The sequence below is a fragment of the Corynebacterium limaceinasi genome (genome assembly GCF_046717465.1).
Classification (GTDB): Bacteria; Actinomycetota; Actinomycetes; order Mycobacteriales; family Mycobacteriaceae; genus Corynebacterium.
Window position 1 is genome coordinate 1,938,972 of the sequence record NZ_CP177100.1, and the last position, 15,220, is coordinate 1,954,191.

Below are 15,220 nucleotides of genomic sequence, written 5' to 3' on the forward strand. Positions count from 1 at the left end.
CTTTGCCTGAATTGGACAGGCCACGCAGAGAAAACCACTTCCCTACCCTAGCCCGAAAGTGCAGTGAACCTCACAATACCAAATCTTATTGTTCAATACCTTGAAACTTTTAATTGGGTATGTTTATTCTTTGTTTGATAAGTTTCAGCCTGAAAAAGGAGCACTCATGAAAAAGAACGTGGCCAAGCTGGGCCTGATGTTGACCCTGAGCGGGCTCGCCCTCGCCGCCTGCAGCACGAATGACGGAGGCAACGGTGCCAACGCGGGCTCCGGTTCGGGCGACGATCAGACCATCAAGGCTGTTGCCACCACCACGCAGATCTGCGATTACCTCACCCAGATTGCCCAGGGTGGCATGACGCTCCACAAGGTGGATTCCAGCGGCAAGGAAACCACCGAGGGCGATGGCGATACCACCCTCGATCTCACCTGCCTGTTGGCGCCGAATGCCAGCGCGCACGAGCACGAGATGACCCCGCAGCAGATGAGTGCCATGGCAGATGCGGACTTCCTCTTTAAAAACGGCGTCGATCTCGAGCACTTCCTCGATAACGCCGTGGAGTCTTCCGGCTTTGACGGCGAGACCATCGTCACCGCCGGCGATGACAACTCCAAGCACAAGGTAGACCTGCGCGAGTGGCCTTTCCCCGGTGAGGACGGCGAGGAACCAGAATTCACCCACGACCCGCACGTATGGACCTCCCCCAAGAACGCCAAGATCCAGGTAGAAAACATCGTGGATGCCTTGGCCGATAAGGAGCCATCCGTGAAGGAAGTCGGCGAAAAGTACACCAAGCAGCTCGACGAGCTGGATAAGTGGGTCACCGAGTCCCTGGAGACCGTCCCCGAGCAGGACCGCATGCTGTTTACTTCGCACGATGCCTTTGGCTACTTCTCTAACGATTATGACGTGAAGTTCATCGGCTCCGCGCTCACGGACTTCAATAACCAGCAGGACGCCACCTCCTCGCACATCGAGGATGCCGCTAAGGAGGTTCGCGATTCCGGCGCCAAGGCCATCTTCGCGGAAAACTCCAATAACTCTAAGTCCATCGAGGCCATCGCCCGCGCCGCAGGCGTCAAGGCCATTATGGATGACGACGCCCTGTACGGCGACTCCTTGGGCGTGCCGAATAGCGACGGCGCCACCTACATCGGCTCCATCATCCACAACGTCACCACCTTGGTAGATGCCTGGGACGGTGAAGCGGCCGATCTGCCAGAAAGCCTGGATAACGCACGATGAATGCACCGCTTTTAGAACTTTCCCATGCCTCCTGCGGCTATGGCACCACCACCATCGTGGACGATGTCTCCTTGACCATCCACGAAGGTGAGGCCATCGCGCTGCTGGGGGCTAATGGTGCTGGTAAATCCACTCTCTTAAAGGCCATCGCCGGCCTTGCTACGCTGCGCGGCGAGCATCAGCGCACGGCGACGCTGGGCTATGTTCCCCAGCACCACACCTGCGATCCCACCTTTCCCGTCACCGCCGGCCGGGTCGTGGAAATGGGCCTGCTCAATAAGGCCTCGTGGTGGGAGCGCATGGGCAGCATGCGCCGCCTGCGCCCGCAGATCGACCAAGCGCTAGAGCTCGTCGGCATGGCGGATAAGGCGAAGACCCGCTGGGATAAGCTATCGGGTGGGCAGCGCCAGCGCATCTTTATCGCCCGCGCGCTCGCCGCGCACCCGGACTTGGTGCTCATGGACGAGCCCTTCAATGGCCTGGACCAAGACAGCAGGCAGGTGCTTTTAGGGATCATCGCCAAGCTTAAGGAAAGCGGGGTTGCCCTGCTCATTTCTACCCACGATCCCATTTTGGCGCAGCGCGCTTGCGATGCTGGAATGCTCATCGTGGACGGCCACAGCGAGGTCCTCGATACCGAGGATGCAGTCGAGCGCTACCTGGAGGCCACGTCGGTATTACAGGGGGACATGTGACGCTTCTGCTTACTGCTCCCTACATGCAGCGCGCCGCCCTGTTCTTGCTGTGCGTGGCCTTAACCGGCGCGGTGGTCAGCGTGGTGGTCAACCTGCGCCGCATGGAATTTAGCGTTGAGGCGCTGGTCCACTCGGTATTCCCGGGCATCGTCATCGGCCTGGCCGTGGCGGGCTTTCCCGGCATCTTGCCCGGTGCCGCCGTCGCCGCGGGTGTCGCCGTGCTCATTTTGGCGCGCCTGAATTCCGGCAGCGATGGCCACGACCATGAATCCGGCACCGCGGTGGTACTGACCTTGATGTATGGCATCGGCGTGGTCATCAGCCTCGCCGTGGGGGATCGCTCCGGCCAGCTGGAGGCCCTTATGTTTGGCCGCTTGCTCGATATCACCACTGACCGCATGATCCCCTCGATCATCTTGTGCGTGGTTGCCGCCCTGCTCATTCTGGCCACCTGGCGCTCGCAAGTAGCCGTCGCCTTTGACCGCGAATCCGCGCGCGCCACCGGCATCCGCGTGGGGCTAATCGATGTCACTGCCAACGTAGCGGTGGGCCTTATCGTCGTCGCCGCGAGCTCCGCCATCGGCGTATTGCTCGTTTTGGGTTTCGTGGTGGTCCCGGGCCTGGTCGGGCGCGTCCTGGCTAGCACCCCACTGCAGATGCTCCTGTGGGCGCTGGTGGGCGCGGTAGTCGCCGTATGCGTGGGCCTGTGGCTCATGCTTTCGGTGACCTCCCACCAGATTTCCCCGCAAGCCATCGTCGCGCTGTCGCTGTCCCTGACCGTTCCGCTCGCACTTTTAGGCAGGCGCATATGGGTGTCTTAACTTTGCCATTCTTCGAAGCCATCGCGGTAGGCTGCCTCTCCGGGCTGGTAGGTACGCTCATGGTGTTGGGCAATCGCGTCTTTTTTGCTGAGAGCCTCTCCCACGGCACCTTTCCCGGCGCGGTCCTCGGCGTCGTCGTGGCCAATGCGCTGGGTGCCAACTTGAGCGATGGGCTCATGCTCGGCTCCGTGGCGGTCTGCATTCCGCTGGCGATTTTCATGCATTACCTGGGCAAGGTGCACGGCGTCTCCTCCACCGCTGCGGCGGGCACCACGCTCACTCTGGGGTTTGCGATGGGTATCTTGTTGCTGCGCTGGTTCCAGCCGCTGCCGCTGCACGTCGATAGCTTCCTGGTGGGCTCGCTTACCACGGTCAACCACCGCGATGTCGCCGTCGCAGCCGGCCTGGTCATTATCTGCCTACTGGCGGTACTAGCCTGCCGGCGCCGCCTCTTCCAGGCGTATTTCGACCCCACCACGTCCCCGCATAGCGGGCTTTACGATGCCCTGACGCTCGGCCTTATCTGCTTGACGATGGCCGCCGTCATCCCCGCCGTCGGCACCATCTTGTCCATCGCCTTGCTCGTGGCTCCAGCCGCGGGCCTGCGCCCGTGGGTATCGCGCCCGGAGGCGCTGCTTATCGGGGCGGGCATCATCGGCATCACCATCGCGGTGGCCGGGCTTTTTATCGCTGCGCACTTGAGCCTTTCGGCCGGCGGCACCATCGCCATTGTGGCCGGCGTGTTCTACCTCGCCAGCATGACGGCCTATAAGGCGGTCTCCTAACGTGCGGCGCAGCATGGCGTCGCACGGCGCGGCGCAGCACTGCGTTGCTGCGCCGCGCGTTAATTAGACGAGGACAGGCGGACTGTGATCTCGCGGGCGGCCACCTCCGCCAGCGACATCTCGCCGCCTTTGGTCTGCACCGTCAATAAGCCGGCCACGCTATCGCTTACGCGCAGCTCATTGCCCAGCTCCACCCCAAAGCGGTCGAGGTAGCGCAATAGGCCAGGATCCTCATCGCAGACGCGCTCCACGGTCACGGGCGCATCGAGCGGGGCGCTGGCGAGCGTGAGCGTGCCAAGATCCTCGATCCCGCCGCCAATATCGGGAATGGGATCGCCGTGCGGATCGCGGTCGGGGGATCCCAGCAGCGCATCGATGCGGCCAATAAAGCGATCGGAGCAGGCGTGCTCGAGGCGATCAGCGTCCTCGTGCACCTCGTCCCAGGAATAGTCCAGGGTCTCTACCAAGAAGGTTTCTAAAAGCCGGTGGCGGCGCACCATCTGCATCGCCAGCTCGCGGCCCGCAGGGCTCAATGAGACGCCCTGATAGCGCTCATGCTCCACCAGCCCTTGAGCGGCGAGCTTTTTAATCGCCTCTGAGGCAGTAGGCACCTTTTGATCCAGGCGCCCCGCCACATCCTTCAGCCCCACTGGGGCGCCGCCGGAATGCTCCGATAAGTCCCACAGAACTTTGAGGTAGTCCTGGCTGCGGGTAGGGAGTTCTTCTAGGTGCATGTCCACCATCTTAATAATCGTGCTTGTGTTGCCCTTGGATAAGTGTTAAATTAGCAGTAGTTCAACACATTGAACTTTTAATTTCACTTGCCACGGACAGTGGGCGGTACATCCTTTCTTCGGTACACACACGACGCACCCAGGCTTCGCTGTCCGTGGCTCTTAAGCTTTCTAGTATCCCGCCTCCGGATCTACCTGGGTGGGCATGGGCTCACCCTTATCCCACGCGACGGCATTGGCATTAAAAATATCGCCCATGTGGTACTGCGCCACGTGCTTTGTTGCCCCGATGTGCGGGGTCATGGTGCAATTGGGCAGGGAGAGCAACGGGTGGCCATCGGGAAGCGGCTCTGGGTCCACAACTTCCAAGCCGGCCCCGGCGATTTCACCCTCGCGCAGGGCATCCACGAGGTCATCGGTAACCACGGTGCTGCCGCGCCCGACGTTGATAAACAGCGAGGACGGTTTCATGGCGCGGAACTTTGCGGCATCGATTAGCCCCTCCGTTTCCTGCGTGGCGGGCAGGATGCAGAAAATAACATCGGCCTCGCCCCACACGTGTGCGGCATCAGCCATGGCAACCACCTCATCGGCGCCCTCCACGGGGCGCCCAGAGCGATTCACGGCGGTGATGTACACCCCAAAGGGCTTGAGCAGGGCAATGAGCTGCTTGCCGATGCCACCAGCACCCAAAATCGCTACCTTCTTCGGCCCCTGCTGGTCATAGATCCACTCCTGCGCTTCATCCAGCTCCTTGGCCACCGACCAGGTGCCGGCCTGCACAAAGGCCTTGTGCTGATGAGCTTGGGAGAGCAGTAGGCCCAAGGCGCATTCGGCCACCGGCTTGGCAAAGGCGCCGGCGGAATTGCACCACGGCAAGCCCTCAGGGGTAATCAATCCAGCATCAATGAGTTGGTTTACACCGGTAAAACAATGCTGCACCCAGCCGATATTGTCCGGCATCTCTGGGATGCGGCGTGGGCTGGGTGTGTTATTGACATAAACCTCTGCGTCTTCGAGGTTTTCTACGCGTTCGTGGCCGGCAGCGCTTAAGTCATCGACCATCGGCTGCCACGTTTCTGGTCCCATAAAATACTTCATGGGACCAGCGTACGGCACTTAGCTAGATGCGAGAGGCGAAGTTGGACAGGTAATCCGCGTGCACGACGGAGCGGCGCTTATCTTCTGGCAGCTCACTCATCTGCATGCCCTTGATGGCGTTCAATTCCTCGGAATCGAAGCGGACCTCACCGCGGCCGATAACCTCGCCCTTCGGGCCCAAGATATCGATGATCTCGCCCTTGTTGAATTCACCGCGGACATCGGTAATACCCACGGCGAGCAAGGAGGTACCGCCCTTGGTCACGGCCTCCTTGGCGCCCTCGTCCAGGCGGACGGCTCCGCCGGTATCGGCGCAGTAGAGCGCCCAGAACTTCCAAGCCGAAAGCTGGCGTTCCTCGCGGGTGTGGAAGACGGTGCCCACGGAGGCATCGGAAAGCGCGGGGCCAATATTATCGGTAGAGGTCAACAGCACAGGAATGCCGCCGCGGGTGGCCAGGCGGGCGGCGGAGACCTTCGTGGCCATGCCGCCGGTGCCGACCTTGCCGCCATCGCCGGCAACAACGCCCTTGAGATCCTTACCGGTGCGCACCTCATCGATGAACTTCGCATCCGGCTCGGCCGGGTTCTTGTCATAGAGGCCATCGACATCAGAGAACAGGAAGAGCGCGTCTGCGCCCACCAAGTTGGCGACCAAGGCCGACAGGCGGTCGTTATCGCCGAAGTGCATCTCAGAGGTAGCAACGGCGTCGTTTTCGTTCACGATGGGAATGGTGCGCAGCTGGCGCAGACGATCAATGGTGCGCTGCGCGTTGCGGGCGCGGTCGCGGTGTCCGGCATCGGAGGCCGTAAGCAGCACCTGACCGATGGTGCGCTGATAACGCGCAAAGGAACGGCCCCACTCATAGGCGAGGTGTACCTGGCCCACAGACGCCGAAGCCTGCTTCGTAGCCAGGTCGGTGGGGCGCTGGTGCAGGCCGAGCGGGCCCATACCGGCAGCAACCGCACCGGAGGAAACGATGATGACATCGGAGCGTCCCATGCGTGCGTGGACAGCATCAACGATGTGATCGATCTTTTCCTGCGCCACGCGGAAATTCTCATCCGTCAGCGACGAGGAACCAATCTTTACAACGACGCGCTTGGCCTCAGCGATAGAGTTGCGCAATTCGGATTCAAACCCGGAGGCTATCGGGTTTTCATCAAGGGCTTCGGGGAACGGAGTATCAGCGGTAGGGCCATCAAACGGCTCTACGGGGAGCGGAAGAATGGGCTCTTTCTGTTGATCAGAAGACATAACTCAATAGTGTACAAAGCTTATGCCTCCCGCCCCCTTCATTGGGGCACATTTCCCCCATGTGCGCAGCATAATGTGTCTGAACTGGGGGCAATCGTCCGGTGGAATTGCCCCCACTTCCCTTCGCCAGAAGTTAACAACTAACCCTGCCACCGGTCACGGTTAGCGCCTTCGCGGGTGATCTCTTCCTCATCTCCGTAGTCGAGCTCATCGACCAAGCCACGCCGGGCTTGGGAGGCACGCTTGCGCTCCGCTGCCGACACGCGGTTGGTGCCCTTCAGGCGGGCATCCTCGCCGCGGCTGGCCATAGTTGGATCGCCGCCGGTCATCGGCTCCCATTCGAATGTAATGCCGCCGATGGTCACGGGACAGCCTTCCACCGCGCCCTGCTTGTGCAGCTCGTCTTCCACGCCGGCCTTGGCCAGGCGGTCCGCCAAGTAACCCACGGCCTCATCGTTTTCAAAGTCGGTCTGGGTAATCCAGCGCTCGATCTTTTCGCCTTCCACAATGAATCCGCCCTGCACTTCTGGGTCCGGTCGCACGCTAAAGTCTGCGAAGCTGCCGGTGTTTTTCTTATGCGCTTGGGCCTTGGGGTGAATAACGGTATGGGAAGGATCCCGCTTCGGCTTAGGCTGTGCCTTGTGATGCTCGGTGACCATTTCCATGAGCTTGAATTTCAGCGGGTCCAAGCCCTTGCGTGCTGCCGCAGAAATGATGAACACCGGCCAGCCAAACTTTTCCTTCAGGTCATCCTTGACGAACTCCGCAAGCTCTTCCGCCTCCGGCACATCGACCTTATTCAAAATAATGACGCGCGGGCGCTCGCGCAGGTCACCCAAACCGGTATCGCTTTCTAGCGCCTCCTGGTACTTAGCCAGCTCATTTTCCAGCGCCTCAATATCGGATTCCGGATCGCGGCCAGGCTCGATGGATGCGGTATCAACGACGTGGGCCAGCACGGCCGTGCGCTCGATGTGGCGCAGGAAGTCTAGGCCTAGGCCCTTGCCATCGGCGGCGCCAGGGATAAGGCCAGGGACATCGGCAATGGTAAAGGAGCTATCGCCCATATCCACCACACCCAAGTTGGGCTGCAGGGTGGTAAACGGGTAGTCACCAATCTTCGGCTTGGCTGCAGAGAGCACAGAGATCAACGAGGACTTACCCGCCGAAGGAAAGCCCACAAGCCCCACATCCGCCATGGATTTCAGCTCGAGCACCAAATCATGAGCTTGGCCCGGCTCGCCCTGCAGCGCAAAGCCCGGTGCCTTCCGGTTCTTAGACGCCAACGCCGCGTTGCCCAAGCCACCGAAACCGCCCTCAGCCGCGACGAAACGCGTGCCCGGCACAGTAAGATCCGCCAGGGTCTCACCCTTTTCCGTGCGCACAACCGTACCCGCGGGAACCTCCAGAATCAGGTCCTCACCGCGCGCGCCATTGCGCATATCGCCGGCACCGTTGCCGCCTCGTTCGGCCTTAATATGCGGGCGGTAGTGGAAGTCCATCAAAGTATGGATCTGCTCTGAAACTTCCAAAACGATGTCGCCACCGTGGCCGCCATTGCCGCCATCCGGTCCGCCCAATGGCTTGAATTTCTCGCGGTGGACAGACACACAGCCATGCCCACCGTCGCCAGCCTGCAAGTGCAAGACGACGCGGTCAATAAATCGTGCCATGATGTGCCACACCCTTCTTATTTAAATCTATTGTCTTAGCCAGTGTAATGCGTAGCCAAGCTCGGACTCCAACCCATGCCCTGCCAGCACAGTGGGAGGTAAAACGAGAAAATCCTCGAGCTGCCCTCACCCGTAGTGAAAGCTGCCCGAGGATTGACCGCTGCGGTCGTGCTTAAGCAGTAGCTTCTGCAGCAACCTCTTCAGCCGGGATGATGTTTACCATCCGGCGGCCGCGCTTGATGCCGAACTTCACGGAGCCAGCAGCAAGTGCGAACAAGGTGTCATCGCCGCCGCGACCAACGTTCTCACCTGGGTGGAACTTGGTGCCGCGCTGACGCACGATGATCTCGCCGGCGTTAACCTGCTGACCACCGAAGCGCTTGACGCCGAGGCGCTTGGACTCGGAATCGCGACCGTTGCTGGAGCTGGAAGCACCCTTCTTGTGTGCCATGTCGTTTCCCTCCTTCGGGGATGATTTGCAGCCCGGTTAAGGCTTACTTGATACCGGTGATCTTCAAGGTGGTCTGAGGCTGGCGGTGACCCAAACGCCTCTTGTAACCAGTCTTGTTCTTGTACTTCAAGATATCAATCTTTGGACCTTTACCCTGTTCAACGATTTCCGCAGCAACGGAAACCTTCTCCAAGTCGGAAGCCTTGGACTTCACAGCGGCGCCATCGACGAGCAGAACCGGGGTGAGAGCCACGGCAGAGCCTGGCTCACCCTCGATCTTCTCGACCTTGACGAGGTCACCTTCAGCAACCTTGTACTGCTTGCCGCCGGTCTTGACGATCGCGTACATAGAGGGTTACCCCTTATCTAAACTCGCTCGGACACGGCATCCAGGCCGTTATCCGAATGGACACTTACATATTGCGTTCAGACCCCGCGCGAACATGTCCGCAATCACCGGGCGGCAATTGTGGGCTGATCCAGCGCCGAGAGTTCTAAACAGCGACTGTCAAAGACTACCCCGCCGCGGGTACAAAATACAAACCACGCACTTCGCACCCGCGTGGCGATGCCCTAGGAAGTAGCTCGCCGTGCTACGCGGCGCCGCCGCCGGCCCGCGTCCTTAGCACCAGTCTGCGGGGTCTCCGGCGCGTTAGTGGACGCCTTTTCCCCAGTACGTTCCTGCCGCGCGGCCGCTGCCGGCGCCCCGGTCTTTTTCACCGCGCGCTTCTTCCCGCGGCGAATGACCTTGGTTTCAGTCTGCGGAGCACTAGCCTTCTGGGAATCCTTCTCCCCTTGAACAGGTGTAGCCGTTGGGCCACCCGCATTGTGCGAGGTGGCCTTATCCCTCGGGTTCGTACGCACCACCCGGCGCTTGCCGCGACGGCCTCCCTGTACCGAGGATTTATTCTTCCCGCCACTGATATTCTCGTGACGCTGCTCCGCAGTTCGCGAGGTGTCCCCGCGCTTGTCGTCCTGCTTTACATCCTGCGCGTTTGCCCGGTGCGAGGCCCGCACATTTGCCCGGCGGGAATTTGGCTGGGTGCGAACGCTGCGACGCCGACCACGCCCGCGTGACTTGCTGCGAGGCTTTTGCTGCTCGGCGTCCTGCTGTGCCGCACCGTCACCGCGTGACTTCTCGGCGGAACCCGTGGATTCCTCTTTTTGTGGCTGGGCAAAAGCCTCTGGGCGCGGGCGATTATCGGAACGCGAATTTCCGCGCGTGCGCCGCTTCCGGCGCGGAGAAGCCTCAAACTCGGCTACTGCCTCCTCGTAGGTCTTCTCCGGGGCATCGGTAGCTACCGCCTTCTTCTCTTCAGCCGCCTGCTGGCGCTGTTTCTGCTGCTCCTGCACGCGGCGGGAAGCTGGCGAGGTCCGCGTTGCCCGGCGCGGCTTCTTGCCCCGCTGGGTGCGCTTCTTCTCCTTCGCCGGTGATTCTTGGCCATCGGGCACATAGGAATTAAATTCCTGTACCTCATCGCTTTCGGCGGCGTTTTCTGCCGCAGCATAGGCGATGGCCTCGATTTCAGAGACCTCGGACTTCTTCTGCACTCGGCGGCGCTTCTTCTGCTTGTCTTCGCTGCGGCCACGGCTGCGCTCGTCACGGTGTCCGCGGGCGTTGTCGGCTCGCTTCTGTGGGGCCTTCTGTGTGGAGTCGGCGGTCTCATCGTCTACGACGACATTGGCCACGAGCTCCTCCAGCGACGGTGACTGCTCGTCCTCGCTGCTGTAGAGGGGAGCGTTGGTCTTTTGGTACTTCTGCGGCTGGTTAGCGGCCTTATGCCCCTTGTGGTGCTTCTGGCCCTTCTTCTCCGCGCGCTCGTCTTCATCGTCATGCTCGTGCATGGCCACGGCAGCCGGGTGCTGCTGGGGATCGTGGTCTGGCTTCTTGTGCGACTTGGAGGAACCGTGCGAATGCTGGCCGGAGTGGTTGTCTTCAGCTTCATCGACCGGGTACTCGTGGATGATGATGCCGCGGCCATGGCAGTGCTCACACTCGGTAGAAAAGGTCTCTACCAAGCCAGTGCCCAAGCGCTTGCGCGTCATTTGCACCAAGCCCAGGGAGGTAACCTCGGATACCTGGTGGCGCGTGCGGTCGCGACCCAGGGCCTCCTTCAGGCGGCGCAAAACCAGGTCCTGGTTTTCCGGCAAGACCATGTCAATAAAGTCCACCACGATCATGCCGCCCAGATCGCGCAGGCGCATCTGGCGCACGATTTCTTCGGCCGCCTCCAGGTTATTGCGGGTCACGGTCTCTTCCAGGTTGCCGCCGGAGCCGGTGAACTTGCCGGTGTTGACATCGATGACGGTCATGGCCTCGGTACGATCGATGACCAAGGTGCCGCCAGATGGCAGCCATACCTTGCGCGAGAGCGCCTTATGCAGCTGCTCATCAATGCGGTAGGCGGCAAAGGCATCCTGGCCGCCGTGGTCCTTGGGCTTATAGCGCACCACGCGGTCTGCAAGGTCCGGGGCCATGGATTCCACGTAGGCATTGACCGTATTAAAGGAACGCTTCCCGTCCACGATCAGGCGATGGAAGTCTTCGTTGAAGAGATCCCGGACGACCTTGATGAGCATATTCGGCTCTTCATAGAGCGTGACCGGCTTAGCACCCTTGGAGGATTTTTCCTTCTTAGCTTGGGTGGAAATATCTTCCCACCGGTTATGCAGGCGCTGCACATCTGCTGCAATGGCCTCCTCGGGAACGTTTTCGGCAGCGGTACGGATGATGGCGCCGCCATCGCCTGGCACCACGCGGCCCAAGATGTCCTTTAAGCGCTTGCGCTCCGGTGCCGGCAGCTTGCGCGAAATTCCAGCACTGCGGCCGCCTGGTACGTAGACGAGGTAGCGCCCGGCCAAGGAAATCCGGGTGGTCAGGCGCGCACCCTTGTGGCCAATCGGGTCCTTTGCCACCTGCACCAAGATTTGGTCGCCGGATTTCAGGGTATTTTCAACCTTGCGGGAACGCCCGTGCAATTTGGTCTTGCGCCAGTCAATCTCGCCGGCATAAAGCACACCGTTGCGGCCCTGGCCGATGTCCACGAATGCCGCCTCCATGGACGGCAAGACGTTTTGCACGCGGCCTAAGTAAATATTGCCAATGAGGGAGGCTTGGGCCTCGGTGGTAACGAAGTGCTCGACCAAGAGGTCATCTTCAAGCACGCCCACCTGCGTGACGATGCCCGCGCCGTCCTCGCGCTGCTTATCGCGCACCACCATGGTGCGTTCCACGGCCTCGCGCCGCGCCAAAAATTCCGCCTGGGACACGATGTGCTGGCGCTCGCGGCCCTTCTCGCGCAATTCTGCGCGGCGGCGCTTCTGTGCCTCGATGCGGGTGGAGCCACGGATGGCCTTGGGCTCATCGATAAGCTCCGGCTCCTTATCCGCCACATCCTTCTTGGCGTTCTCGTGCACGCCGCGCCCACGGGAGGTACCACGGCGGCCGCGGCGACGCTTGTCAGAACCCCCGCGCGACGCCTTATTGTCTACCTCGGCCTCGTCCGGCTCTGCGTCGTCGCCAGGTTCCGCCGCATCAGCGGCTTCAGCGATCGCCGCCATGTCCGCGGCCTCATCCTCACCAAGCTCGGCGGCGTCCTGCTGCTGCGGCGGCATAAACAGCGGCGCGAAGTCATACGCAGCGGAATCGTCGTCCGTCTCCGCGCGCGGGACTATGCGCGGGGCATAGTAATCATCGTCGAAGTCCTCGCCGGCCTCTGCCAGCACCTCATGCAGCTTGGCCGGATCCACGGTCCCAGTCGCTTCGCCAGCTCCGGCAGCGGCAGCGTCGGTGGCATTAGCATCGGCATCATCTTCAGCGCGCGCGGGCGCGTTCGACGGCTCAGGATCCGGCAGTGCGCTCTTTACCAGCGAAGCATCGACCTTTTCCTCAATCTGGGAGATTTCATTGTCCACGTTCTTGCGCACGCGGTAGCGCAGGTTCTTTTCTTCTTCCGCATCGGCGGCGGTGTTTTCAGTGGGAGCGCCATCTTCTTCCCCATCATCAGCTTGTACTGGCCCTTTCTTTGCCGCAGGCGCAGACTTCTTCGTGGCTTTGCGGGTGCGCCGAGCGCGCTTGGTGGTCTTGGCCTTGCCCTCGGGCTTTGCTTCCGCTGGGCTCTCGTCCACGGTTGCAGGCTGCTCCGCATCCGCGCCCCCTGCATGGCGGGCTAGAGCAGCGAAGAGGTCGCCTGCTTCTGCGCGGGTAATGGAGCTCTGCGCGGTCTTGTTCAGGCCCATGTCCTTGAGCTGGGCCACCAGCTGGCGCGAGGATAGGCCGAGCTTTTGGGCCAAGGCATACACGCGGGTTTTATCTTTGAGCTCGCTCGGGTCTATCCGCTGGGCCAAAGCCGCGGCTGCCTGGAGGTTTTCAGTTGTTTCTTGAGAGTTCTGTGCCGCCATTAGTTGGGCTTACTCCTGTACTTCGATTGTATGGTGCGCCGGCTATTCGGGCGCAGGCACAGCCCAAAAAGGACCGCGCCGCTGCCGCACGAATAGCAACGAAAACGCACTGCGTTAAAGCTTATGGGTTATGAAATTATGCGCGCGCTGCGCGTGAGTTCCATTGTGTCACAGAATCTTGGCGGGGCGAGCAGGCTGTGGGCGATGATACGTTTGAACTTATGGCAGAACTGGCACCACGTCCCGCCCGAACATTATCGCAGTACCGGCAGCGTAATGAGATTACGCCGAAAGAGGCGTGCTTATTCGGCGTTCCGGCCGGTTTTGCCCTCGGGTTTGCCCAAACGGAGGCCAGCTACATGCTGATGGGCGCCGGCGTTTTTGCGGTCTTCGCGGTCATTGGATTGGTGCACCTCATCCGCCATTATCCCCGCTCTATTGGGGCTAGCCAGGATGTCTACCTCGAGGGCGATTACCCCGCCATTGCTTATTGGGCGCCAGTGATACCACTTGCTCTACCGCTGGCCATGGCCCCGCTGTCCGCGGCTGGCTGGTTGCCAAACATCTCGCTGGCCCCGCCCGTGGAAGGCATCTTAACCGGAGCGGTGTCGGCGTTCGCACTCCCGCTGGGCTTGTGGGCCATGCTTTCCCAGTCCTTTCGCATTGGCCGCCGCCGCATGCAGCGCATCGTGGCTGAAGATCCCTTAGAAGGGGTCACAGATCATGCCATGCAGCTTGCCGATGCCCACCTAAATATCCTCACCGCCCTCGTCACCGCCGGGGCCGTCCAGGGCAATACGACCACCACCAAGGCCTTGTCCCGCCTGATGCAGGTGGAACTAGATACCCTGCCGGATGCTCTTCAGGAACTAAAAAAGCATGGGCTCGTGAAGGTAGAAGATATTGGACTGCGCTCCAAAGTAGAAAGCTGGCGCATCACCCTCACCCCTACTGGAGTGCGGTGCCTGTATCAACTTGGCAGACGCTAATTCGGCAGACTCGGGTCTCCTGGAAATAACTTAGGACCAATCCAGAGCATTACGTATACCAAACCAACCAAAACCGGAATTTCAACAAGAGGCCCAATGGTACCGGCTAACGCTTGAGCAGAGGTGGCACCAAAGGTACCGATGGACACCGCGATGGCTAACTCAAAATTATTTCCCGCTGCGGTAAAGGCCACTGAGGCAGACTGTGCATAATTCATTCCGGCAACTTTAGCTACGCCCAAAGCCAGAAAGAACATCCCGACAAAGTACAACATCAGAGGCACCGCTACCCTAACCACTGCTACCGGCTGCTCCACTAGCTGTTCTCCTTGCAGGGAGAACAGTAAGACGATTGTATACAGCAAACCGATCATTGCCAAAGGAGACACCGCAGGAAGGTAACGGTTTTCGAACCACTCACGCCCTTTAGTTTTCTCTGCCCATACTCGGGAGATAACCCCGAGCAAAAGCGGGATGCCTAAGAATACGAGCACTGAAGTAACAATGGACCAGAAAGAGAATTCGACAGAGGTGGTATCAAGACCCAGCCATCCCGGCAGTATCTGCAGGTAGAACCAACCCAGGACACCGAACATCGCAACTTGGAAGACGGAGTTGATTGCTACTAATACTGCCGTGGCTTCTCGGTCACCGCAGGATAGGTCTGACCACACCAAGACCATGGCGATGCAGCGGGCAAGGCCGACAATGATAAGACCCGTGCGCAGCTCGGGTTGATCCGCCAAGAATAGCCAGGCCAGTGCGAACATGAATGCTGGCCCCACAAGCCAATTCAAAACGATTGACACGGTCATCAGCCGTCTGTCAGTGGCAATCTCCCGGGTCTTTTCATAGCGCACTTTAGCAAGCGGTGGATACATCATCACCAACAGCCCTAAAGCAATTGGAAGGGAAATACCCCCAACTTCTAAAGCTGAGAGCGCTTTTCCAATTCCTGGAAGAAAATGACCTATAAGCAGGCCAAGGACCATAGCGATGATGATCCACACGGGAAGAAAGCGATCGAGAAAAGCCAATCGCGGCTGCTGTGAGGTAGCCATACCTGTCT

General features: G+C 60.3%; 13 protein-coding genes. 5 read left to right on the forward strand and 8 right to left on the reverse strand.

Annotation, left to right across the window (positions count from 1 at the left end; genetic code table 11):
* The first annotated feature begins 166 nt into the window (after window positions 1-166).
* Genes ACLI1Q_RS09405 through ACLI1Q_RS09420 form a run of 4 tightly spaced genes read left to right on the forward strand, consistent with a single transcriptional unit; the run spans window position 167 to window position 3,547 of the window.
* Window positions 167-1,246, forward strand: coding sequence for a metal ABC transporter substrate-binding protein (locus ACLI1Q_RS09405; RefSeq protein WP_239268693.1), 1,080 nt, complete (start codon window positions 167-169; stop codon window positions 1,244-1,246).
* A complete protein-coding gene (locus tag ACLI1Q_RS09410) occupies window positions 1,243-1,941 on the forward strand; it encodes a metal ABC transporter ATP-binding protein (RefSeq protein ID WP_239268695.1) in 699 nt (232 codons plus the stop codon). Before ACLI1Q_RS09405 ends, ACLI1Q_RS09410 begins: the two co-directional genes overlap by 4 nt.
* On the forward strand, window positions 1,938-2,762 hold the full coding sequence (locus ACLI1Q_RS09415; RefSeq protein WP_237800918.1) for a metal ABC transporter permease: 825 nt from the start codon (window positions 1,938-1,940) through the stop codon (window positions 2,760-2,762). The genes ACLI1Q_RS09410 and ACLI1Q_RS09415 overlap by 4 nt, the downstream gene beginning before the upstream one ends.
* Before the next feature lie 2 nt (window positions 2,763-2,764).
* A complete protein-coding gene (locus ACLI1Q_RS09420; RefSeq protein WP_411696971.1) occupies window positions 2,765-3,547 on the forward strand; it encodes a metal ABC transporter permease in 783 nt (260 codons plus the stop codon).
* Between the two features lie 59 nt (window positions 3,548-3,606).
* On the opposite strand, the gene ACLI1Q_RS09425 is transcribed toward ACLI1Q_RS09420, so the two are convergent.
* The 7 genes from ACLI1Q_RS09425 to ACLI1Q_RS09455 form a co-directional block, all read right to left on the reverse strand.
* Window positions 3,607-4,281 (reverse strand): metal-dependent transcriptional regulator, encoded by a 675-nt coding sequence (locus ACLI1Q_RS09425; protein WP_034659051.1) that lies wholly within the window; start codon window positions 4,279-4,281, stop codon window positions 3,607-3,609.
* A 171-nt stretch (window positions 4,282-4,452) separates the two neighbouring features.
* Complete coding sequence (locus tag ACLI1Q_RS09430) at window positions 4,453-5,382, reverse strand: D-isomer specific 2-hydroxyacid dehydrogenase family protein (protein ID WP_239268697.1); 930 nt, start codon at window positions 5,380-5,382, stop codon at window positions 4,453-4,455.
* Window positions 5,383-5,404: 22 nt separating this feature from the next.
* Window positions 5,405-6,637 (reverse strand): glutamate 5-kinase, encoded by a 1,233-nt coding sequence (gene proB, locus ACLI1Q_RS09435; protein WP_023023537.1) that lies wholly within the window; start codon window positions 6,635-6,637, stop codon window positions 5,405-5,407.
* 140 nt (window positions 6,638-6,777) lie between these two features.
* Window positions 6,778-8,310: a GTPase ObgE gene (gene obgE, locus ACLI1Q_RS09440; protein WP_411696972.1), complete on the reverse strand. Its 1,533-nt coding sequence runs from the start codon at window positions 8,308-8,310 to the stop codon at window positions 6,778-6,780.
* Between the two features lie 172 nt (window positions 8,311-8,482).
* Complete coding sequence (rpmA, locus tag ACLI1Q_RS09445) at window positions 8,483-8,761, reverse strand: 50S ribosomal protein L27 (RefSeq protein WP_005277951.1); 279 nt, start codon at window positions 8,759-8,761, stop codon at window positions 8,483-8,485.
* Window positions 8,762-8,804: 43 nt separating this feature from the next.
* On the reverse strand, window positions 8,805-9,110 hold the full coding sequence (rplU, locus tag ACLI1Q_RS09450) for a 50S ribosomal protein L21 (RefSeq protein WP_023023542.1): 306 nt from the start codon (window positions 9,108-9,110) through the stop codon (window positions 8,805-8,807).
* Between the two features lie 224 nt (window positions 9,111-9,334).
* Entirely contained in the window at window positions 9,335-13,162 is a 3,828-nt protein-coding gene (locus ACLI1Q_RS09455; protein ID WP_239268699.1) for a translation initiation factor IF-2 N-terminal domain-containing protein, read from the reverse strand.
* 221 nt (window positions 13,163-13,383) lie between these two features.
* Here ACLI1Q_RS09455 and ACLI1Q_RS09460 point away from each other — a divergent pair, with 221 nt between their 5' ends.
* Window positions 13,384-14,151 carry a hypothetical protein gene (locus tag ACLI1Q_RS09460; protein ID WP_239268701.1) on the forward strand — a complete coding sequence of 256 codons (768 nt, stop codon included), beginning with the start codon at window positions 13,384-13,386 and terminating at the stop codon, window positions 14,149-14,151.
* On the opposite strand, the gene arsB is transcribed toward ACLI1Q_RS09460, so the two are convergent.
* Window positions 14,148-15,212 carry an ACR3 family arsenite efflux transporter gene (arsB, locus tag ACLI1Q_RS09465; RefSeq protein WP_239268703.1) on the reverse strand — a complete coding sequence of 355 codons (1,065 nt, stop codon included), beginning with the start codon at window positions 15,210-15,212 and terminating at the stop codon, window positions 14,148-14,150. The genes ACLI1Q_RS09460 and arsB overlap by 4 nt on opposite strands.
* Window positions 15,213-15,220 lie beyond the last annotated feature (8 nt).